This window comes from Nocardioides flavus (ex Wang et al. 2016) (assembly GCF_014653115.1).
Lineage (GTDB): Bacteria > Actinomycetota > Actinomycetes > Propionibacteriales > Nocardioidaceae > Nocardioides > Nocardioides flavus.
Genome location: NZ_BNAD01000003.1, coordinates 183061 through 204501, shown reverse-complemented (window position 1 = coordinate 204501; position 21441 = coordinate 183061). Strand labels below are relative to the sequence as shown.

At 72.8% G+C, this 21441-nt stretch carries 18 protein-coding genes; 10 read left to right on the top strand and 8 right to left on the bottom strand.

The window, feature by feature from the left end:
* The first annotated feature begins 61 nt into the window (after nucleotides 1–61).
* Nucleotides 62–2875, top strand: coding sequence for an AAA family ATPase (locus tag IE200_RS07925; protein WP_191278848.1), 2814 nt, complete (start codon nucleotides 62–64; stop codon nucleotides 2873–2875).
* A gap of 9 nt (nucleotides 2876–2884) precedes the next feature.
* A complete protein-coding gene (locus tag IE200_RS07920) occupies nucleotides 2885–3529 on the top strand; it encodes an MOSC domain-containing protein (RefSeq protein WP_229856277.1) in 645 nt (214 codons plus the stop codon).
* A 49-nt stretch (nucleotides 3530–3578) separates the two neighbouring features.
* Here the strand turns inward: IE200_RS07920 and tpx are convergent, their stop codons facing one another.
* On the bottom strand, nucleotides 3579–4076 hold the full coding sequence (gene tpx, locus IE200_RS07915) for a thiol peroxidase (protein ID WP_191278847.1): 498 nt from the start codon (nucleotides 4074–4076) through the stop codon (nucleotides 3579–3581).
* Between the two features lie 40 nt (nucleotides 4077–4116).
* Here tpx and IE200_RS07910 point away from each other — a divergent pair, with 40 nt between their 5' ends.
* Nucleotides 4117–5436 (top strand): DUF2252 domain-containing protein, encoded by a 1320-nt coding sequence (locus tag IE200_RS07910; protein ID WP_191278846.1) that lies wholly within the window; start codon nucleotides 4117–4119, stop codon nucleotides 5434–5436.
* 211 nt (nucleotides 5437–5647) lie between these two features.
* Here the strand turns inward: IE200_RS07910 and IE200_RS07905 are convergent, their stop codons facing one another.
* From IE200_RS07905 to IE200_RS07895, 3 genes are read right to left on the bottom strand one after another with little or no spacing between them, the layout of a single operon-like run.
* Complete coding sequence (locus IE200_RS07905) at nucleotides 5648–6463, bottom strand: NAD-dependent epimerase/dehydratase family protein (RefSeq protein ID WP_191278845.1); 816 nt, start codon at nucleotides 6461–6463, stop codon at nucleotides 5648–5650.
* Nucleotides 6464–6473: 10 nt separating this feature from the next.
* Nucleotides 6474–7286: a purine-nucleoside phosphorylase gene (locus IE200_RS07900; RefSeq protein WP_191278844.1), complete on the bottom strand. Its 813-nt coding sequence runs from the start codon at nucleotides 7284–7286 to the stop codon at nucleotides 6474–6476.
* Nucleotides 7287–7319: 33 nt separating this feature from the next.
* Nucleotides 7320–7772 carry a gamma-glutamylcyclotransferase gene (locus IE200_RS07895; protein ID WP_191278843.1) on the bottom strand — a complete coding sequence of 151 codons (453 nt, stop codon included), beginning with the start codon at nucleotides 7770–7772 and terminating at the stop codon, nucleotides 7320–7322.
* 68 nt (nucleotides 7773–7840) lie between these two features.
* On the opposite strand from IE200_RS07895, the gene lpdA reads away from it, so the two are divergent.
* Both lpdA and IE200_RS07885 read left to right on the top strand, forming a co-directional pair.
* Nucleotides 7841–9244 carry a dihydrolipoyl dehydrogenase gene (lpdA, locus tag IE200_RS07890; protein WP_191278842.1) on the top strand — a complete coding sequence of 468 codons (1404 nt, stop codon included), beginning with the start codon at nucleotides 7841–7843 and terminating at the stop codon, nucleotides 9242–9244.
* Nucleotides 9244–10635, top strand: coding sequence for an NAD(P)H-quinone dehydrogenase (locus IE200_RS07885; protein WP_191278841.1), 1392 nt, complete (start codon nucleotides 9244–9246; stop codon nucleotides 10633–10635). The genes lpdA and IE200_RS07885 overlap by 1 nt, the downstream gene beginning before the upstream one ends.
* On the opposite strand, the gene IE200_RS07880 is transcribed toward IE200_RS07885, so the two are convergent.
* Both IE200_RS07880 and IE200_RS07875 read right to left on the bottom strand, forming a co-directional pair.
* The gene (locus IE200_RS07880) at nucleotides 10571–11461 is read right to left on the bottom strand and encodes a DNA-formamidopyrimidine glycosylase family protein (RefSeq protein WP_191278840.1); all 891 of its coding nucleotides are present in this window, start codon (nucleotides 11459–11461) and stop codon (nucleotides 10571–10573) included. The two genes, IE200_RS07885 and IE200_RS07880, sit on opposite strands and share 65 nt — an antisense overlap.
* Before the next feature lie 33 nt (nucleotides 11462–11494).
* The gene (locus tag IE200_RS07875) at nucleotides 11495–12151 is read right to left on the bottom strand and encodes a hypothetical protein (RefSeq protein WP_191278839.1); all 657 of its coding nucleotides are present in this window, start codon (nucleotides 12149–12151) and stop codon (nucleotides 11495–11497) included.
* A 98-nt stretch (nucleotides 12152–12249) separates the two neighbouring features.
* On the opposite strand from IE200_RS07875, the gene IE200_RS07870 reads away from it, so the two are divergent.
* Genes IE200_RS07870 through IE200_RS07860 form a run of 3 tightly spaced genes read left to right on the top strand, consistent with a single transcriptional unit; the run spans nucleotide 12250 to nucleotide 15638 of the window.
* Nucleotides 12250–13476, top strand: a complete 1227-nt coding sequence (locus IE200_RS07870; protein ID WP_191278838.1) for a SpoIID/LytB domain-containing protein — start codon at nucleotides 12250–12252, stop codon at nucleotides 13474–13476.
* Nucleotides 13473–14414: an SGNH/GDSL hydrolase family protein gene (locus IE200_RS07865; protein ID WP_191278837.1), complete on the top strand. Its 942-nt coding sequence runs from the start codon at nucleotides 13473–13475 to the stop codon at nucleotides 14412–14414. The genes IE200_RS07870 and IE200_RS07865 overlap by 4 nt, the downstream gene beginning before the upstream one ends.
* A 30-nt stretch (nucleotides 14415–14444) precedes the next feature.
* Nucleotides 14445–15638, top strand: coding sequence for an MFS transporter (locus IE200_RS07860; RefSeq protein WP_191278836.1), 1194 nt, complete (start codon nucleotides 14445–14447; stop codon nucleotides 15636–15638).
* On the opposite strand, the gene IE200_RS07855 is transcribed toward IE200_RS07860, so the two are convergent.
* Complete coding sequence (locus tag IE200_RS07855) at nucleotides 15596–16423, bottom strand: IclR family transcriptional regulator (protein WP_191278835.1); 828 nt, start codon at nucleotides 16421–16423, stop codon at nucleotides 15596–15598. The genes IE200_RS07860 and IE200_RS07855 overlap by 43 nt on opposite strands.
* A gap of 216 nt (nucleotides 16424–16639) precedes the next feature.
* On the opposite strand from IE200_RS07855, the gene IE200_RS07850 reads away from it, so the two are divergent.
* Nucleotides 16640–16954, top strand: a complete 315-nt coding sequence (locus tag IE200_RS07850; RefSeq protein WP_191278834.1) for a metal-sulfur cluster assembly factor — start codon at nucleotides 16640–16642, stop codon at nucleotides 16952–16954.
* On the top strand, nucleotides 16951–17952 hold the full coding sequence (locus tag IE200_RS07845) for an amidohydrolase family protein (RefSeq protein WP_129455408.1): 1002 nt from the start codon (nucleotides 16951–16953) through the stop codon (nucleotides 17950–17952). Before IE200_RS07850 ends, IE200_RS07845 begins: the two co-directional genes overlap by 4 nt.
* A gap of 9 nt (nucleotides 17953–17961) precedes the next feature.
* Here IE200_RS07845 and IE200_RS07840 read toward each other — a convergent pair whose 3' ends face one another.
* Nucleotides 17962–21348: a pyruvate carboxylase gene (locus tag IE200_RS07840; protein WP_191278833.1), complete on the bottom strand. Its 3387-nt coding sequence runs from the start codon at nucleotides 21346–21348 to the stop codon at nucleotides 17962–17964.
* Nucleotides 21349–21441 lie beyond the last annotated feature (93 nt).

Here is a 21441-nt window from a genome sequence, read left to right as displayed (position 1 = left end):
ACGAGACCGGCCCATCCGGGCCATCGCGCGCGCCTGCCCAGGATCTCTAGGATCATCTGTGATGTCCGCATGGGGACCACCTCCGGTCGTAGGACGTTCCGGTCACCCTCACGCCGGGACGCGCAGGACCGCGTCGGGAGATACCCCCAAGTCCGCGAGCGGCCTGACCGGACGGGACCCGGAGCTCGCCGAGATCGACCGCCTGCTCGGCGAGGTGCGTCACGGCCGCCCGGCAGCCCTGCTGCTGACCGGCGAGGCGGGGGTCGGCAAGACGGCGCTGCTCCGCGCCGCACGGTCCAGGGCCGGCGACGTCCGCTGCCTGACCGCCTCGGGGATCGAGTCGGAGTCCGCGATGGCCCACGCGGGCCTCCTCGAGCTCCTCACCCCGCTGCGCCCACTCCTCCCGGAGGTTCCCGACGGCCAGGCGGCGGCGCTGGCGTCCGCCCTGGGATGGGCGCCGACCGACGCGCCCGCCGACCGGTTCTTGGTCGCTGCCGGCACCCTGTCGCTGCTGGCGGCGGCCGCTGCCGAGGAGCCGGTCCTCGTGCTCGTGGACGACCTCCAGTGGCTGGACCGCGAGTCGGCAGGTGCCATCGTGTTCGCCGCGCGTCGCCTGGGCGCGGATGCCGTCCGATTCCTCATGAACGCACGTACGGACCCGGCGACGCCCGCTCCCGACCTCGCGCGGGGACTGCCCACCCTGGACGTGCGCGCGCTGGAGTCGTCGGACGCGGCAGCCCTCGTGGCGACGACGGTCAGTCCGGCGGTCGCCGGTCTGCTCGCCGCCGCCACAGGCGGCAACCCGCTCGCCCTGGTCGAGGTCTCCGCCCACCTGACCCCGGCGCAGCGCGTGGGCGCAGCCGCCCTGCCCGACCCCCTGCCCGTCGGGGACCGGTTGCACACCGTGTACGACGACGTGCTGTCGAGGCTCACGGCGGAGGCCAGGCACGCCGTCCTCCTGGTCGCGCTCAGTCGCACGGGCGCCCGTGTGCTGGCGGAGGCGGGCGCGCTCGACGAGGCGGTCTCCGCCGGCGTCCTCGCCGCGGAGCCCCAGGGTCATCGCTTCCAGCACCCGCTGCTGAGGGCTGCGGTCCTCCGGCTGGCGACTCCTGAGGAACAGCGCCGTGCGCACAGGTCCCTGGCGGCGGCCCTCCCACGCGGAGCGTCCGGTCGCGCGCACCACCTGGCGGCGGCGTCGACCGGCCCCGACGACGCCCTGGCCGACGAGCTGGACCGCGTCGCCGCCGGCGATCGCGTCCGCCTCGGGTATGCCGCGTCGTCGCTCGCGCTCGAGCGGGCCGCCGCGCTGACCACCCACCCGGCAGCCGCCTCGGCCAGGCTGGCGGCCGCGGCGGACGACGCCTTCGTCGCCGGCGACGTCATCCGTGCGAGACGTCTCGTCGAACGGGTCCTGGGCTCGGCGTCGGCCTCCGAACCGGCGTGCGGGCGGGCACTGCTCACCTTGGGGATGGTGGAGCAGTACGCCGGGTCCAACCCACGTGCGGCGGAGCACCTCCGCACCGCCAGCCTGACCCTGACCGGTGCCGCCCTCGTCGATGCTCTCACCGAGCTCGCGCTGGTCCGGTTCCGCCTGGGGGACCTGGCGGGGTTCGAGGACTGCGCGGCCCGGATCAGGGGTGCCGTGGACCGCAGCGACCCGGCACAGCGCCTCCGGGAGTGCTTCACCACCGGCGTCACGTCGGCTCTCGCGGGTGACTATCCGGCCGCCCGGCCGATGCTGCTGGAGGTGGCCGAGCTGGCACTGTCGGACGCGCTGGAGGACGACCCACGTTCGATCCTGCTGCTCGCCCTGGCCTCCGGCTTCACCGGCACGGTCGCCGAGGCGCTCGCGCGCGGGGCCGTCCGGGTCGAGAGGGTCCGGCGCCGCGGGGCGATCGGCATGCTCGTGCCCATCCTCGCCATCAGCGCGTCCGGACGGTCCATGCTGGGCGACCACGCGGGCGCGTACGCCGACGCCGGCGAGGCAGCCGAGCTCGCGGAGCACCTCGGCTACGTGGCGGAGGCAGCCATCGCCTGCGAGCACCTGGCCTGGGAGTCGGCCGCTCGCGGGCTCCACGAGGAGGCGCGATCGGCCCTCGCGAGGGCGCGGACCCTCCTCGACCGGGCGGAGACGACGAGCGCCGCCGCGCACCACGCCCTCACCGTCGCCTTCTGCGCACTGTGTCGCGGCGACATGACCGAGGTCGTCGACGTCCTCGAGGCCCGACTCGAGACGGACGGGGGCGTCGGTGCGATGGGAGAGGCCCTCGGCGTGGCACCTCTCCTGGTCGAGGCGTACGTGAGCCTCGGACGTGTGGCGCAGGCCGAGGACCTCGCCCACCGGCTCGCCTCGGCGACTCCCGTCCACGCGCCCGCGGAGCTGACCGCGATGGTCCTGCGCTGCCAGGGACTGGTGGCGCGGGACGAGGCGGCCGCGCGACGCGCCTTCGACGACGCGCTCCGGGCCCACGCCACGTCACAGGACCTCTTCGAGCGTGCGCGCACCCGACTGATGCTGGGCTCCCGGCTGAGGCGTGACGGACGACGGGTGGAGGCACGTGAGCACCTGCAGGCGGCCCACCGGTCCTTCACCGACATGGAGCTCAGCCACTGGGCCGGGCGGGCGGCGGCCGAGCTGCGAGCAACAGGGGCGGTGGTCCGTCCCCGCAACGAGCTGCTCGACGGCGACGAGCCGCTCACCTCGCAGGAGACCCGGGTTGCCCTGCTGGTCGCCGAGGGGCGGACCAACAAGGACGTCGCGGCAGCGCTCTTCCTCAGCCCGAAGACCGTCGAGCGTCACCTGGGCAACGTGTTCCGCAAGCGCGGCTTCCGGTCGCGAGCAGAGCTGGTGCGGGCGTATGCGCAGCTCGACTAGCGTTGCCGCGTGATCGCGACCGTCCTCTCCACCAACCTCGGCGGCGCGGAGGCGGTGCCGGGGCTGAAGCGCCCCAGTGGCATCCGCAAGCGTCCGGTGGCACGGATCGAGGTCCGTGACCCCGGGCCCAAGCACGGAGGCCTGGGCAGCGGCGTCGTGGGCGACGCGATCGTGAGCCGCAAGCACCACGGCGGCGAGACGCAGGCGGTGTACGCGGTGGCGCGCGAGGAGCTCGACCACTGGGGCCGCGAGCTCGGCCGGGACCTGCCCGACGGGATGTTCGGCGAGAACCTCACCACCAGCGGCATCGACGTGGACGCCGCCGAGGTGGGGGAGCAGTGGCGGGTCGGCCTGACGCTGCTCGAGGTCTGCGGGCCGCGGGTGCCGTGCGCGACCTTCGCCCTGCACATGGCCGAGCCCCGCTGGGTGCGACGCTTCGCCGACCACGGCCGGACCGGCGCCTACCTCGCGGTGCGTGAGGCCGGCGTCATCGAGCGCGACGACCCGATCGAGGTGGTGCACCGGCCCGGGCACGGGCTGACGGTGCCGATGCTCTTCCGCGCCGCGATGGGCGACCGTGACCTCGCAGACGTCTTCCTCGACGCAGGGGTGCTGCCCGAGGCCGAGCACGCGTGGCTCGCCTCGCGGCGGTGAAGCGCACCGGCCGGCGCCGCGAGGCACCGGCCGGCACGGTCGGTGGAGGTCAGCCGAGCGCGGCGACCGCGGCGTCGTAGTCGGGCTCGGTGCCGATGGCCTCGGTGAGCTGGGTGTGCAGCACGGTGCGGTCGGTGTCGAGGACCACGACGGCGCGCGCCAGCATGCCCTGCCAGTTGCCGTCCGCCATCGCGATGCCGTAGTCGTCGCCGAAAGACGAGCGGAAAGCCGAGCCGACGAGCACGTCGTCGATGCCCTCGGCGCCGCAGAAGCGGGCCTGAGCCAAGGGCAGGTCGACCGAGACGTTGACGACCGCGGTGTTGTCGAGGCCGGCGGCGAGCTCGTTGAACTTCTTGACGCTGGCCTGGCACACGCCGGTGTCGATGCTCGGGAAGATGTTGAGCACGACGCGCTTGCCGGAGACGTCGGCGTCGGTGAGGGCCTGGAACTTCGAGTCGACGAGGTCGAAGCCGGGAGCCTGCGAGCCGACCGCGGGGAGCTCGCCCACGGTGCTGACGGTGGAGGGGCCGAGTTGTGTGGTTGCCATGTCCATAACCTACTGGGCCCCTGGGACCTAGAGTGCCCGCATGGCCACCGCGCGGACACCGGACCGGACCGACGTGATCGTCGAGGTGCTGCGCGACGCGTTCGCGCCCCTGATGCGTGCCGACCCGGCGGCGTTCCGGGCGAAGTACCGCAAGATGGCGCGCGACCCGCACGCGTTCTACCGCGGCACGGCGTGCCTGTTCTTCCACGACGTGACGAAGGAGGCCGACGAGTGGGCCGCCCACGGCGCCGAGAAGATCTGGATCCACGGTGACCTGCACGTCGAGAACTTCGGTACCTACCTCAACTCCGACGGCCGGCTGGTCTTCGACATCAACGACTTCGACGAGGCCTACCTCGGTCGCTTCACGTGGGACCTCCAGCGCTTCGCCGCGAGCCTCGCGCTGGTCGCCTGGCAGAAGGCACTGCCCGAGGACGCGATCCGCAAGCTCATCGCCCGCTACGCCCGCTCCTACCTCGCGCAGGTCAACCACTACGTGGCCTCCGACTCCGACGACGACTTCGAGATCACCCTCGACACCGCGTACGGACCGGTGCTCATCGCCCTGGAGGAGGCGCGGGCGATGCGCCGCGCCGACCTGCTCGACGACCTGACCGTGATGCAGCGGGGGATCCGCAAGTTCGCCGACGACCCGAGCACCCGGCGCCTGTCGCGGGAGGAGCGCACCGAGGTGGTCGCCGCCTTCCGCGCCTACCTCGACACCATCCCGCAGTCCAAGCGCTTCGACCGGGACCTGTTCTACGAGCTGCGCGACGTCGTCGGGAAGTCCGGCTTCGGCATCGGCAGCGCCGGCCTCCCGGCCTACAACGTGCTGGTCGAGGGCTACAGCCAGGCGCTCGACAACGATGTCGTGCTCAGCATGAAGCAGGCCAACATCCCCGCCGTGAGCCGCTTCGTCGACACCAGCGAGGTCGACGCCTACTTCGAGGACGAGGGGCACCGCACGTCGGTGAGCCAGCGCGCGCTGCAGGTGCACACCGACCCGCTGCTCGGACACACCGTGATCGGCGGCGTGGGCTATGTCGTCTCCGAGGTCTCGCCCTACGAGGTGGACCTCGACTGGGACGAGATCAACGAGCCCGAGGACATGCGCGAGGTGGTCGACCTGCTGGGTCGGGCCACCGCCAAGATCCACTGCGCCTCCGACGAGGACAGCCAGCAGGACCTCGTCGACTTCCAGGTCGAGAAGGCCATTGCCGACTCCCTGCAGGGGCGCCGCAACGACTTCGTGGCGTGGCTGTGCGACTGGGGCATCGACTACGCCGCACGGGTGCGCGACGACCACGCCCTGTTCGTCGACGCGTTCCGCGAGGGCCGGGTCGGGATCGCAGCCACTTGATCCTCGCGGCCGCTGCAGGGATGGTGATCGGGCTGCTGACCGGGGTGGCGGCAGATTGCGGCTGTCGGGGTGGCGTACGTGCGACGTGCCGCCACCTTCCGGGCGGCTGTGGTGGGGGTGGCGGCAGATTGCTCTCCAGGGGTGCTCAGGAGTGCGATGTGCCGCCACCCTCGGGTGGCGCGCGTCAGGCGTCGATCGTGGACATGGCGCCTCAGAGGTCGCCGGGCACGGCATCGCTCAGCGCGGGCCGGTGGAACTGGGCCGTGGCGTACGGGCCGCCGACGAACTCGGCCTCCGCCTCGTCCTCGGGGCGGGGCTCGATGCGGTCGGCGTACGCCTCCGCGTCGTCCTGCGGCTCGTAGCCCAGGCGGCGCCCGGGCTCGAGGTCCCACCAGCCCCGGGTGTTGGCGCTGATGCCGTGCAGGACGGCGAAGCCGGGCGCGGGGGCGGTGAGCGCCGCCTGGACCATCCGCACCCCGTCGCCGTGGGAGAGCCACGTCGAGAGGTTGCGGACGGTGGTCGGCTCCTCCAGGAACGAGCCGATCCGGCACGCGACGGCGTCGATGCCGTGCCGGTCGGCGAACAGGCGCATCAGGGCCTCGGCCGCGACCTTGGCGACGCCGTAGTAGGTGTCGGGCCGGGGGAGGGCCTGCTCGGTGAGCTCGCCGTCTGCGCGCGGCGTGCGGCCGACCGCGTGGTTGGACGAGGCGTAGACCAGGCGAGGCACGTCGTGGGTGACCATCGCGTCCAGGAGCGCCGCGGTGGTGACGACGTGGGAGGTGAGCTCCTCGGGCAGGGGCCGCTCCTCCGGGACTCCGGCGAGGTGCACGACGGCATCGAGCCGCTCCGCGTCGAAGACCGCCTCCACGGCGTCGGCGTCGGCGCAGTCGGCCTCGTGCCACACGAACGGCGTGCCGTCGACGGCCGGCACGATGTCGAGGCAGACGACCTCGTGGCCCAGGTCGGCCAGGCCGAAGGTGACCACCCGGCCGAGGCTTCCGGCGGCGCCGGTGACCAGGACGCGCATCGCGGCCTGCTCAGATCCGCTCGACGACCTGGCTGAGCAGGCCGCCCATCCGGCTGGCCGCCGCCTTGCCGGCCTCGAGGACCTCCTCGTGGTCGAGCGGCTCGCCGCTCAGGCCCGCGGCGAGGTTGGTGACCAGGCTGATGCCGAGGATCTCCATGCCGGCCTCGCGGGCGGCGATCGCCTCGAGCGTGGTGCTCATGCCCACGAGGTGCCCGCCGAGGATGCCGGCCATCCGGACCTCCGCCGGCGTCTCGTAGTGGGGGCCGGGGAACTGTACGTAGACGCCCTCGTCGAGGGAGGGGTCGACCTCCTGGCACATCGCGCGCAGGCGCGGGCTGTAGAGGTCGGTGAGGTCGACGAAGTTCGCGCCGACGATCGGGCTGGTGCCGGTCAGGTTGATGTGGTCGGAGATCAGCACCGGCTGACCGGGCTGCCACCCCTCCTTCAGGCCGCCGCACCCGTTGGTGAGCACGATCGCCGAGCAGCCGGCCGCGGCCGCCGTACGGATCGGGTGCACGACCGCCGCGACGCCCTTGCCCTCGTAGAAGTGGGTGCGGGAGAGGAAGACCAGCAGGTGGCGATCACCGCTCTTGACGGAGCGGATCTTGCCGCTGTGCCCCGCGACCGCGGCCGCGCTGAAGCCGGGCAGGTCGGTGGTGTCGATCTCAGCGGTGGCCTCACCGAGGGCGTCGACGGCCGGGAGCCAGCCCGAGCCGAGGACGAGGGCGATGTCGTGGCGCTCGACGCCGGTCAGCTCGGCGAGCCGCTGGGCTGCGGAGCCGGCGAGCTCGTAGGGGGTGGGGGCTTCGGCTGCGTGGGTCACGGGCGAACTCTAGACCGACGGTGCGCCCGCGGCTCAGAGGCCGGTGGACCGGCACGCGCGGCGACGCAGCGCCGCGACGTAGTCCTCCGGGGCGCCGGCCGCGTCCGCGGCGTCGGCCAGCACGCCGAGGTAGGACGCCGACGGCAGCCCTCCCTCGTACGCGTCGAGCACGTAGGCCCACACGACGAGCTCCCCGGCCATCGTGTGCACCCGCACCTTGGTCTTGCGGTAGAGGCCGGTGTCGGCGGCCTCCCACCCGTCGAGCGACCGCTCGTCCTCGGGGGTGACGTCGTAGACGGCGACGAAGACCTGCTCGAAGGGGTCCTGCACGATCGTCGAGAGCGCCCCGTCCCAGCCGTGCTCCTCGCCGCCGAAGGTCAGTCGCCACCCACTCAGCCAGCCGGTGGAGTGGAGGATCGAGTGGGGGCAGCGCTCGCCCATGCGGGCCGGATCGAGGTTCGTCCCGTAGGCGGCGTACAGCGTCACGGGCCACACGATATCGAGCCGCCACCTCGGGTGTCCGCGCGGCGGCGCCGACAACTAGGGTGGGGGCCGTGACCGACACCCACTTCGACACCCTCGTCCTCGGCGCCGGCCCCGGTGGCTACGTCGCCGCGATCCGCGCAGCCCAGCTCGGCCAGAAGGTGGCCGTGGTGGAGGAGAAGTACTGGGGAGGTGTCTGCCTCAACGTCGGCTGCATCCCCTCCAAGGCGCTGCTCAAGAACGCCGAGCTGGCACACACGCTCCAGCACGAGAAGGCCAAGTACGGCATCGAGGGCGACGCCACCATGGCGTTCGGTCCGACCCACAAGCGCAGCCGCGACGTCAGCGCCGGCATCGTCAAGGGCGTCCACTTCCTCATGAAGAAGAACAAGATCACCGAGATCGACGGCTGGGGCACCCTCACCAGCGCGACCGGGATCGACGTCAAGGACAAGGACGGCGGCTCGACGTCCTACACCTTCGACAACCTGATCCTCGCCACCGGAGCGACGGTGCGCCTGGTCCCGGGCGTCGAGCTCAGCGACAACGTCGTGACCTACGAGGAGCAGATCCTCACCGACGAGCTGCCCGGCTCGATCGTCATCGGCGGATCGGGTGCGATCGGCGTCGAGTTCGCCTACGTGATGGCCAACTTCGGGGTCGACGTCACGATCGTTGAGTTCCTCGACCGGATGGTCCCCACCGAGGACGCCGACATCTCCAAGGAGCTGCTCAAGCACTACAAGAAGCTCGGCGTGAAGGTGATGACCTCGACCGCGGTCAAGAAGGTCGAGGACACCGGCTCCGGCGTCAAGGTCACCGTCGCTCCCGCCGCCGGAGGGGACGAGCAGGTCATCGAGGCCGACAAGTTCCTCGCCGCCTTCGGCTTCGCCCCGCGCACCAAGGGGTTCGGCCTCGAGAACGTCGGCGTCACGGTCTCCGAGCGCGGTGCGATCGAGATCGACGACTACTGCCGCACCAACGTGGACAACGTGTACGCCATCGGTGACTGCACCGGCAAGCTGATGCTCGCCCACGTCGCCGAGGCGATGGGCATCGTCGCCGCCGAGACCATCAACGGCGCCGAGACCATGCCCGTCGAGTACGACTTCGTCCCCCGCGCGACCTACTGCATGCCGCAGATCGCGTCCTTCGGCTACAGCGAGGCCCAGGCCGAGGAGAAGGGCTACGACGTCAAGACCGCGACGTTCCCCTTCACCGCCAACGGCAAGGCCATGGGGCTCGGCGAGGCGTTCGGGTTCGTCAAGGTGGTCGCCGACGCCGAGCACAACGAGATCATCGGCACCCACATGATCGGCCCCGACGTCACCGAGCTGCTGCCGGTCGTGACGCTGGCCCAGAAGTGGGACCTCACCGCCGACGAGGTCGCCCGCAACGTCTTCGCCCACCCGACGCTGGGCGAGGCCGTCAAGGAGGCCGTCCACGGCATCGCCGGCCACATGATCAACCTCTGATGGCCGACCGCATCGTCATCATCGGCGGCGGCCCCGGCGGCTACGAGGCGGCACACGTGGCCGCCCAGCTCGGCGCCGACGTCACGGTCGTCGACACCGACGGCGTGGGCGGCTCGGCCGTCCTCACCGACTGCGTGCCGAGCAAGACCCTCATCGCCACCGCGGAGCTGATGGCCGACATGTCGGCCGCGCAGGAGCTCGGGGTCAACTTCCACGACCTCCAGGGCGACGCGGCCACGGCGATCGCGGTCGACCTGGCCCGGGTCAACGCCCGCGTCAAGCAGCTCGCGGCCGACCAGTCGTCCGACATCGCGGCCCGCCTGGACCGCGACGGCGTACGGGTCGTCACCGGCCGCGGCCGCCTCGGGCCGGACCTCACCGTCGTCGCGACCACCGCCGACGGCGAGGAGACGCTCCAGGCAGACGCGATCATCGTCGCGACCGGTGCCTCGCCGCGCACGCTGCCCAGCGCCCAGCCCGACGGGGAGCGCATCCTCACCTGGGAGCAGGTCTACGACCTGACCGAGGTGCCGGACAAGCTGATCGTCGTCGGCTCCGGCGTCACCGGCGCCGAGTTCGCCAGCGCCTACCTCTCGCTGGGCATCGACGTCACCCTGGTCAGCAGCCGCGACCGCGTGCTGCCCGGCGAGGACGCCGACGCCTCCGCGGTGCTGGAGGACGTGCTGACCCGACGCGGCATGCACGTGCTCGGCCAGTCGCGCATGCAGTCGGTGACCCGCGAGGGCGACGAGGTGACGGTGACGCTCACCGACGGCCGTACGGTCACCGGGAGCCACTGCATCCTCGCGCTCGGCTCGATCCCCAATACCGTGGACCTGGGCCTCGAGGAGGCCGGCGTCGCCGTCGACGACGGTGGGTTCATCCGCGTCGACCGGGTCTCGCGCACCTCGGCACGCGGGGTCTACGCCGCGGGCGACTGCACGGGCGTGCTGATGCTGGCCTCGGTCGCCGCGATGCAGGGACGCATCGCGATGTGGCACTTCCTCGGCGACGCGGTCGCGCCGCTCGACCTCAAGAAGGTCTCCTCCAACGTCTTCACCTCACCCGAGATCGCCACGGTCGGGTGGTCGCAGCAGGCCGTCGACGCCGGCGAGATCCAGGCCGAGGTCGTCACCCTGCCGCTGGCCGGCAACGCGCGCGCCAAGATGCAGGGGGTGCGCGACGGCTTCGTGAAGCTGTTCTGCCGCCCCGGCACCGGGATCGTCGTCGGGGGAGTCGTGGTGGGTCCGCGGGCCTCCGAGCTCATCCACCCGGTCTCCATCGCGGTCGCGGAGTCGCTGACCGCCGACCAGCTCGCCCAGGCGTTCACCGTCTACCCGTCGATGAGCGGGTCGGTCGCCGAGGCCGCCCGTCGCCTGCACCACGTCTGAGCCGGCCCTCCGGACCCGGGCCGGGCTGGCACGCGGGGCACCACCACGTACGCCGGTTGGCGGCGTCGCCGGCCACCTCGGCCTGCACGCTGACCGGGCCGCGGCACCGCCGGCAGCCCTGCCGCTGCCGTCCGGTCACCCAGTGGTCGTCGCCCTTGACCGGTGACCCGGTCGTCACCTGGTAGGCGCCGGGGACCGTCGCGGAGTGCCTCAGCATCGTCGCGGCCCTTTCCACGAGGCGCTCGACGTCGATCTCGCCGACGGGCGTCCACGGGCTGACGCCGGTCAGGAACGCGAGCTCGTTGGCCCAGAGGTTGCCCAGGCCCGCCATCGAGGTCTGGTCGAGCAGGGCGCTGACCAGCGGCGTGGTGGGCTGCTCCCGCAGGCGCCGCACGGCCTCGGCGGCGTCCCAGTCCTCGCGCAGCGGGTCGGGTCCGAGGTGCCCGACGAGGTCGTCCTCGCGTCCGGTGGGCACCAGCGCGAGGTCGTGGAGGCGCACGCCGTGGACGGTGCGGCCGTCGTCGAGACCGAGCACGAGCCGCACGTGGGGCACGACCTTGCCCGGCAGTCGCTTGCCGGGTGCCAGGGTCGACCACGAGCCGTCCATGCGGAGGTGGCTGTGCAGCGTGGCGGGCGGCGAGCCCGCGAGGCCCGAGAGCCGGGTCAGCAGGTGCTTGCCGTGGGTGTCGTGGCCGAGGACCTCCCGGCCCGACACGTCGCGGGTCGCGAGCGCCGGCACCCGGAAGTCGGAGCGCACGACCGTGTGGCCGGCGAGCTGGCGGTCCAGCCGGCGGGCGAGCTTCCAGACGCTGTCTCCCTCGGGCACCTCGCCAGTGTCACAGGCGGGTGCGACAGCGGGTCACCCGAACGGGCCCTTCACCCCGTTGGCCCCGTCGGTCGTCTGCTTGAGGTAGGCCGCCGCCAGGTTCTGCTGGCCGTGCACCCCGTGGGACGAGCCCCTTGCCAGCTGCACGCCGGCGTCGACCGCGCCGGCGGTGCCGCCACTGCGGTGCCACGGCACCCAGCGGTCGCCGACCCGCACCAGGCGGACGAGCGGCTCCTCGCCGGCCGACAGCCGGCGGGCGTCGGCGGCGCAGACGGCGACGGTCCGCGGCACCCCCGATGGTGGCGCCCACTCCACGTCCTGCCGCGCCGGCCCGTGCCGGGGGTCGAAGAAGCACGGCTCGCGCCGCTGGGGCAACGGCTCGCCGTCCCGTACGGCGATGACGGCCGCGCGGTGGTAGCGGGAGTCCGCGACGACCTGCTCGACGGCGACGACGTCCTCGGCGGTGGCGCTGGAGGCCACCAGGTGCTTGGCCTGCTCGTAGTGCTCGAGCGCGCGCCGGTAGTGGTCGTGGGACTCGGGGTCGAGGTCGTCGCCGAGGGTGTCGACGTGCAGCTCGGCCAGCTGCTCGCCGAGCACGGTGACGTCCTCGTCCATGAGCCTGCGCGCCACCCGCCACCGGTCCTTCTCGGCGAGCTCGGCCTCCTGCCGCTTCCTGCGTCCCCCGAACATGGCGGGGAGTCTGCCAGATCGCCCGGACCCCGCCCGGCGGCTCCGGAGCCCCTGTACGCTCGGAGATTCCGCTGCCGACTCTCGGGGGAGACGCCGACATGTCCCGTTCCCGCCTGCTGCTCGCCCTCGCCGCGAGCGCGATGCTGCTGCCCGTCCTGCCCGCGAGCGCCGCCTCGGCCGCCGAGTCGCGCCGGGCCGCCGAGACGTGGAGCACCCCGGGCAGCACCGCGATCACGATCACCGGGCGCGGCTTCGGCCACGGGCACGGGCTGTCCCAGTACGGCGCCCTCGGCGCGGCGCAGCAGGGCCTGACGTGGCGGCAGATCGACGAGTTCTACTACCCCGGCACCACCTGGGGGCGGATCGGCGGCAAGATCCGCGTGCTGATCACCGCCGACACCGGGCGCGACGTCCAGGTGGTGGCCGAGCGTGGCCTGAAGGTCACCAGCCTCGCCCGCCAGCGCACCTGGCGGCTCCCTGCCAACGGAGCGCGGAAGTGGCGCCTGGTCGCCGCCCGCGACGACACGGCGGTGCAGTTCACCAAGGGTGGCCGCTGGAGGGCCTGGCGGAAGGTCCCGGGCGAGGCCGAGTTCTCCTCGGCCGACCGCGTACTCACGCTCGTCCTGCGCGGCGCGCGCCGCGACTACCGCGGCACCCTGCAGTCGATCGCGACCCGCCCGGGCAAGCGCCAGACGGTCAACAAGCTCAGCATGGAGGCCTACCTGCGCGGGGTCGTGCCCCAGGAGGTGCCCGCGCTGTGGGAGCCGGACGCGGTGAGCGCGCAGTCGGTGGCCGCGCGGACGTACGCCGCCTTCGAGCGGCAGGCGCGCAAGGGTGAGCGCTACGACCTCTGCGACACCTCGCAGTGCCAGGTCTACGGCGGCGTCGACGTCGAGCACCCGGCGGCGACCGAAGCGATCAAGGCCACCGCCAAGCAGGGCCTCTACTACGAGGGCCGTCCGGCCTTCACCCAGTTCTCCGCCAGCAACGGCGGCTGGTCGTCGGCCGGCTCGATGCCCTACCTCGTGGCGCAGGCCGACCCCTACGACGGCCTCGCGAACCCGACGTACTCGACGTGGACCACCACGATCGACGACACCCAGGTCGAGAAGCAGTGGCCCGGGATGGGCGACCTGACCGGCATCGAGGTCGTCGCGCGCGACGGCAACGGCGAGTGGGGCGGTCGGGTCACCGACATGGCGTTCGTCTTCACCGGTGGTCGGGTCGCCGTCGACGGCGACACCGTGCGGTCCTCCTTCGGCCTCTACTCGGACTGGTTCACCTTCGGCGTGACCCCGCGGCAGACGGGTCCGGCCCGCCAGTGACCCGCAGGCTCCGCGTCGCCGCCGCCGTCGCTGCCCTCGCGCTCGCCGCGTCCGCGTGCGAGTCCGGCCGGGCGGCCGACGGCACGGTCGACCTGCCCGACCCCGTCGTGGCGACCGGCGCGACCTCGTCGGTGGACTACGTCGCGCTGGGGGACTCGTTCTCCGCCGGACCGTTCATCGGCACGATGCGCGCCGACCCGCAGGGCTGCGCCCGCTCCAAGGACAACTACCCGGCCTTCGTCGCCGACTGGCTCGACGTCGCGACCTACACCGACGTCACGTGCTCGGCGGCCACGACGACCGACCTCTACGAGCCGATGGTGATGTTCGACGGCAACACCACCCGCCCGCAGCTCGACGCGGTCACGGCGGAGACCGACCTGGTCACCCTCGGCATGGGTGGCAACGACTTCGGCATCTACGACTCGCTGATCCAGTGCCAGCGCGGGCCCGCGGCCGCGTGCCCGGTCGCGCAGCTGCGCGCCGACGCGGGCCAGGTGGCCGGCCGGATCCGGCAGGCCGTGCGCCGCATCCTCGCCGTGGCCCCCGATGCCGAGGTCCTCGTCGTGGGCTACCCCGACATCCTGCCCACCGACGGCACCTGCGGCGCCGTGGGTGTCCCCGCCGACGTGCTCGGGCCGGTCACGGAGGTCGCCGGCCTCCTCAACGCCTCGCTCCGCCGGGGCGCCCGGGCGGCCGGGGGAGCGTACGTCGACATGGCGGCCGTGTCGGAGGGCCACGACGTGTGCGCCAAGGGCCGGGCGTGGGTCAACGGCCCCCGGCTCCGCGTGGGCGTCGCGGCCCCGTTCCACCCCAAGATCAACGGCATGCGCGCGGTCGCCGTCGAGGTGTTCCGCGAGGTGACGGGCGAGGAGCCGGCCGAGGTCACCGAGTACGCCGAGCCCGACCCGGACGCGGTCGTCCTCAACGCGAGCTGAGCGCAGCACCTCACTGACGGGAGGCCCGGCGTGTCGCTCCTCCAGGGGGTCCTTCGCCCCGATCGGCTCCCGTTGCTCTCCGCGGTGGCGGCCAACGCGGCGGCGGGGACCCTGTTCGCCTGGAGCGTCCTGGTCCCGGCCCTCAGCGCAGATCTCGACCGACCCGCCGTCGAGCTCGGATCCGTCTTCTCCATCAGCATGGTCGCGTTCGCGGTCGCGGTCCTGTGCGGGGGCTCCGCAGTCGATCGGCACGGTCCGCGGCGTGCCGTGTCGGCGGGAGGTCTGCTCTCCGGTGGGGGACTCGCCGTGGCGGCGGCGTCAGGGGACCTGCTGGCACTCCACCTCGGCGTCGGGGTCCTCTTCGGCCTCGGCAGCGGCCTCACGTATCTCAGCGCGGTCTCCTGGGCGACCACACGCGCAGGCGGGCTGCGGGAGGTGGGCGTCGTCGTGGCGGCGTACGCCGCGGGGCCGGTGGTGACCGCGCCGCTCGGCAGCCTGGGGGTCGAGCGCTGGGGATGGCGGACGACGTTGGTCCTCGCCGCCGCCCTGGTCGGGGTCGTCATCGTCCTGGCGAGCCGCGGCCTGCCCGGCCCACCCGGACCGTCCCCGGCGGGCACCACCCGCGTGGCGGCGGGGCCGCCCGACGACGCGCTCGCACTGACGGCCCTGTGGTGGTTCTCGCTCGGGGCCTTCGCGCCCGGCCTGCTCGCCTTCGCCAACGCCGCCGACGTGGCCACCGAGCGGGGCGTCTCCGCCCGAGGTGCCGGCGTCGCGGTCGCGCTGATGGCGGCCGCCAACCTCGCGGGTCGGCTCTGCGCCGCATCGTTGGTCCTCAGGATCGGTCTGCGCCGGGCGCTCGCCGCCGACCTCGCCGCCCTGACGCTGTCGCTCGTGGCGTTGGCCTGGCTCCCAGGCGCCGTCGCGGTGGTCGCGGGCCTGTCGCTGCTCGGCGTGCAGTACGGCCTCACGTCCGCGCTCCTCCCGGCGATCACCCGGGAGATCGTCGGGGACGGCCGGTTCGGCACGGCGTTCGGCCGGGTCTTCTCGTCCTGGGGCGTGGCGGGGCTGGCGGGACCTGCGCTGGGAGCCGCACTGCACGAGGAGTCGTACGGCTACTCCCGCAGCTTCGCGGCGGCCCTCGGAGGCGCCGTGGTCGCCGCGCTCGCGCTCGTCGCCCTGCGTCACCGTCGACGGCCGCGCCACCACGCCGACCCGGACTGCTGAGCGGCACCCGGCCGGTCAGGATGCGTCGGCGCCGCGGCGAGGTCCATGGCGGCCAGGACGACCTCCGTGCAGATGTGCGAGGGGACGTCCTCGTCGCGCATCGCGACCACCACGGCCCAGGCCGGTCCATCGGCACCGGTGCGTGGCACCAGGGCGGCGACGCAGGCGACCCCGTCGCGGAACTCGCCGTGCTCGACCACGGGAGCGCCGGGGCGCACGGACCGCAGCTCCTCCTCCAGCCGGTCCAGATCCGTCTGCGTGTTGGCGGTGTAGGGACGGAGGCCGTGCCCGAGCAGCAGGTCGCGCCTGGTCCGCGGCGGCAGTGCGGCCAGGAGCGCCTTGCCCAGCGCAGTTGCGTGCGCCGAGACGTCCAACCCGACCTCGAAGTCCTCGAGGTGGGGGGAGCCGGGCCTCTCCGCGACCTCGACGACGGTCACCCGCTCGTCCCGGAGCAGGCCGAGGTAGGCGCTGAGTCCGATGCGCTCGGTGAGCTGGTGCAGGACGAGCGCAGCCTCGGGGGGTCGCTCGAGGGAGGCCGCCAGGTCGTGGAAGCGCCGGGCCACCGCGTCCCCGATCACGTAGGTGCCGTCCGGCAGCCGCACGAGGTAGCCCTCGTAGGCGAGGGTCCGGACGAGGTGGTAGGTCGTCGAGAGGTTGAGGGAGCAGCGGCGCGCGATCGCCTTGACCGGCAACCCGGGGCACCGACCGACCACCTCCAGGATGAGCATGGCGCGCCCGACGCTCTGCACGAAGTCAGCCGGTTGCGGGCCAGCCTCTGACTCCATCGCGGACTCCTCGCTCCGGCTGTCGAAGGACCATCGTAGGCACCGGCGTCACGGCGTCCAGCGTTTCGTCATGTGAAAAGGCCGGGGGTTTCCGGGTGCCCGGCCGCGGGGTGAAACTGGCGCACGGACGGCGTCCACGCCACACCGAGCGAGGAGGGCACCCATGACCGTGCAGCACACGGAGCGGGCCCGTGCTGCCGCGACAAGGGCATCTCGGTGGTCGACATGGGCCTGCTGCACCGCGCCGAGATCCACGACGGGCACGCTCGCGTGGAGCTGGTGCTGACCTCCGGCTGGTGCCCCTTCGCCGCCAGCGTCCTGACCGACGTCGAGACCGCCGTCCTGTCGATCCCCGGCGTGGACACCGCTCGGGTCGAGCTGGTCTGGGACGAGGTGTGGACACCGGCACGCCTCTCGGACAGCGCGCGCACCACGCTGCGGTTCCTCCCGGATCCGTCGGAGGTGCGCGACCCCGCGGCGTACGTCGCCGCTGCCCGGCCATCACCCACGACGACGGAGGAGCTCTCATGATCGGTGACGCACTGGTGTTCGACGGGGTCGCGCACCCCTTCAACTTCGAGCCCGACAACGCCTACGGGCCGGCCGGCCAGATGTTCTCCAACCACCTCTACGCCTTCCACACGGTGCTGACTCCCGAGGGCGAGCCGCTGATGAGCGCGGAGGAGTTCCTGAGGAAGTGGAGCGTGGAGGACATCCGCGAGATGGTCTACGAGAAGTCGCAGACCGACATGCTGGTCGCGATGCCGTTGCCGCTCACCGACCTCTACCGCGACGGGCTCTCGCCGTGGCAGGAGTGCGCCAGGCTGGCGCAGCTCGACCCTGATCGCACCGTCCTGTGGGGCACCGTCAACCCGCTCGAGGGCAAGAGGGCGCTCGACGACGTGACCCGTCAGGTCGAGGAGTACGGCGCCCGCGCGTTCAAGTTCTACAACGTGCGCTACGAGGACGGCGGCCAGGTGCCGTGGCGGATGGACGACCCGAAGGTGGCCTTCCCGGTCTTTGAGCGGATGCAGGAGCTCGGGGTCAACCTGGTCGGCGTGCACAAGGGGGTGCCGCTCGGGCCGCAGATGATCGAGCACACCCAGACCTGGGACATGGACGGCGCGGCCGGCAACTTCCCCGACATCAACTTCGTGATCTACCACGTCGGACTGCCGTTCATCGACGAGACCTGCTGGCAGCTGATCCGCTACCCCAACCTCCACGCCTCGCTGGCCGCGTCGATCAACTTCGTGGTGCGGGCCCCGCGGCTCTTCGCCGAGCTCCTCGGCAAGCTGCTGTTCTGGTGCGGCGAGGACAAGATCGTCTACGGCAGCGAGGCACCGATCTGGCAGCCGCAGTGGGCGCTGGAGGCGTTCTGGAACTTCGAGCTCCCCCAGGACCTCTGCGACGGCTACGGCTACCCGCAGCTGACCGAGCAGGCCAAGAGGAAGATCCTCGGGGAGAACCTGCTGCGGCTGCACGGCATGGACGTCGCCGAGACCCGGGCGCGCCTCACCGGCAGCTGACGGGGCGAGTCAGCCGATCACCAGCACCAGGTCGCCGCCCTCGACGGCCTGCGTCGAGGGCACGGCGAGCCGGGTGACGGTGCCCGCGACCGGTGCGGTGATGGAGGCCTCCATCTTCATCGCCTCGATGGTCGCCACCGTCTGGCCGGCCTCGACGGTGTCGCCCTCGGCGACGGTCACGGTCACGGCCCCGTCGTAGGGCGCGGCGACGTGGCCGCTGTTGGTGGGGTCGGCCTTCTCGGTCGAGGCGACGTCGGCGGAGATGCTGCGGTCGCGCACCTGCACGGGTCGCATCTGGCCGTCGACGGTCGCCATCACGTTGCGGAAGCCGCGCTCGTCGGGCTCGCTGATGGCCTCGAGGGCGAAGAGCATCTCGCGGCCCTCGCGGACCTGCACGCGGTGCTCCTCGCCGCGGCGCAGGCCGTACAGGTAGTCGACCGTCGAGACCGCGGAGAGGTCTCCGTAGGCGTCGCGCGACTCGCGGAACGCCGCCGTGGGCCCGGGGAAGAGCAGCTCGTTGAGGGTGGCTCGCCGGTCCGAGGCGAGGCTGGCCTGCTGCTCGTCGGTGAGGCTCTCGGTGGGCTGCTTCCACGTCCGGCCGGCGAGCGCCTTGGTGCGGAAGGGCTCGGGCCAGCCGCCGGGCGGGTCGCCCAGCTCGCCGTTGAGGAAGCCGATGACGGAGTCGGGGATGTCGTACGACGCCGGGTCCTCCTCGAAGGCCGCGGGGTCGGCGCCGGCGGCGACGAGCGCGAGGGCGAGGTCGCCGACGACCTTGGACGACGGCGTCACCTTGACGACGTTGCCGAGGATGTCGTTGGCGGCGGCGTACATGTCCTCGACCTCCTCGAAGCGCTCTCCGAGGCCCAGGCCGATGGCCTGCTGGCGCAGGTTGGACAGCTGGCCGCCGGGGATCTCGTGGCGGTAGACGCGGCCCGTCGGTGCGGGGAGGCCGGACTCGAACGGCGCGTAGACGCGGCGTACGGCCTCCCAGTAGGGCTCCATCGCGTCGACGGCCGGCAGCCACAGGCCGGTCTCGCGATCGGAGTGGTCGGTGGCCGAGACCAGGGCCGAGAGCGCCGGCTGGGAGGTCGTGCCGGCCATCGCGGCGCAGGCGGCGTCGACGGCGTCGACGCCCGCGTCGATGGCGGCGGTGAGGGTGGCGAGCTGACCGCCGGGGGTGTCGTGGGTGTGCAGGTGGACGGGCAGGTCGAAGCGCTCGCGCAGGGCGGTGACCAGGGTGCGCGCCGCCGGGGCGCGCAGCAGGCCGGCCATGTCCTTGATGGCGAGCACGTGCGCGCCGGCGTCGACGATCTGCTCCGCGAGCCGGAGGTAGTAGTCGAGGGTGTAGATGCGCTCGGCGGGGGACGACAGGTCGCCGGTGTAGCACAGCGCGACCTCGGCGACCGACGTCCCCGTCGCACGGACGGCGTCGACGGCCGGGCGCATCTGGGAGACGTCGTTGAGGGCGTCGAAGATGCGGAACACGTCGATGCCGGTCTCAGCGGCCTCCTGCACGAAGGCTTCCGTGACGGCCGTCGGGTAGGGCGTGTAGCCGACGGTGTTGCGCCCGCGCAGCAGCATCTGCAGGCCGATGTTGGGGATCGCCTCGCGCAGGGCGGCCAGCCGCTCCCACGGGTCCTCGGCGAGGAAGCGGAGCGCCACGTCGTACGTCGCGCCGCCCCAGCACTCGACCGACCACAGCTCGGGCGTGGTGCGGGCGACGTGCTCGGCGACGGCGAGCAGGTCGCGGGTGCGGACGCGGGTGGCGAGCAAGGACTGGTGGGCGTCGCGGAAGGTGGTGTCAGTGACCGCGACGTGCTCCTGGGCGCGCAGCATCCGCGCGAACTCCTCGGGCCCGACCTCCCGCAACAGCTGCCGGGTGCCGTCGGGGACCGGGTGGGTGCGGTCGAGCTCGGGCAGCTTGCTGGCCGCCGACACCGTCACCGGTGCGCGGCCGTGCGGCTGGTTGACGGTGACGTCGGCGAGGTAGGCGAGCAGCTTGGTCGCGCGGTCGCCGCCGAGGTTGGCCTTGAGGAGGTGGGGGTGGTCCTCGATGAAGGAGGTGGTGACGCCGCCGGCGGCGAAGTCGGGGTCGGCGAGCACCGCCTGGAGGAAGCCGACGTTGGTGGACACGCCGCGGATGCGGAACTCGAGCAGTGCGCGCCTGGCCTTCTGCACCGCCGCCTCGAACGTCCGGCCGCGGCAGGTGAGCTTGGCGAGCATCGAGTCGAAGTGCGGGCTGATCTCCGCGCCGCTGTAGGTCGTGCCGCCGTCGAGGCGTACGCCCGGTCCGCCGGGCGAGCGGTAGGTCGTGATCTTGCCGGTGTCGGGACGGAAGCCGTTGGCGGGATCCTCCGTGGTGATGCGGCACTGGAGGGCGAAGCCGCGCGGCTGCACCGCCTTCTGGGTCAGCTCGAGGTCGGCGAGCGTCGCGCCGGCTGCGATGAGCATCTGTGACTGCACGAGGTCGACCGCGGTGACCTCCTCGGTCACCGTGTGCTCGACCTGGATCCGCGGGTTCATCTCGATGAAGACGTACTTCCCGGCGGGATCGAGCAGGAACTCGACCGTGCCGGCGTTCTTGTAGCCGATCTCGCGGGCGAAGCGCACGGCGTCGGCGCAGATGCGCTCTCGCAGCTCGGGGTCGAGGTTGGGCGCCGGAGCGATCTCGACGACCTTCTGGTGGCGGCGCTGCACCGAGCAGTCGCGCTCGTAGAGGTGGATGACACCGCCCTCGGCGCCCGTGCCGTCCGCGAGGATCTGCACCTCGATGTGGCGGGGGTCGACGACGGCCTGCTCGATGAAGACGGTCGGGTCGCCGAAGGCGCCGTCGGCCTCGCGCATGCAGGTCTCGATCGCGTCACGCAGGTCGGCCCGGTCGTCGACGCGCCGCATGCCCCGACCGCCGCCGCCGGCCACGGCCTTGACGAAGAGCGGTGCCTCGATCTGCTCGGCCGCCGCCAGCAGCTCCTCGACGTCGGTCGAGGGCGGCACCGACTCCAGCACCGGCACGCCCGCCGCCTTCGCCGCGGCGATCGCGCGGGCCTTGTTGCCGGTGAGGGTGAGCACCTCGGCGCTCGGGCCGATGAAGGTGATGCCCGCCTCCGCACAGGCCTCGGCCAGCGCCGGGTTCTCCGAGAGGAAGCCGTAGCCGGGGTAGATCGCGTCGGCCCCGCACTGCACCGCCACCGCGACGATCGCGTCGGGGTCGAGGTAGGCCCGGACCGGGTGCCCCTCCTCACCGATCTGGTAGGCCTCCTCGGCCTTCATCCGGTGCTCGGACCACCGGTCCTCGTGCGGGAAGACGGCCACCGTGCGCGCACCGATCTCGCGCGCCGCACGGAAGGCCCGGACTGCGATCTCGCCACGGTTGGCGACGAGCACCTTGGAGAACATGGCCCGCACGCTATCGACACAGGCGTGTGAGGTGGGTTACTCGTCCGTACCCCGGTCAGGCCGCCGCGCCGGCTCTCGCGCGACCTGGCCCGG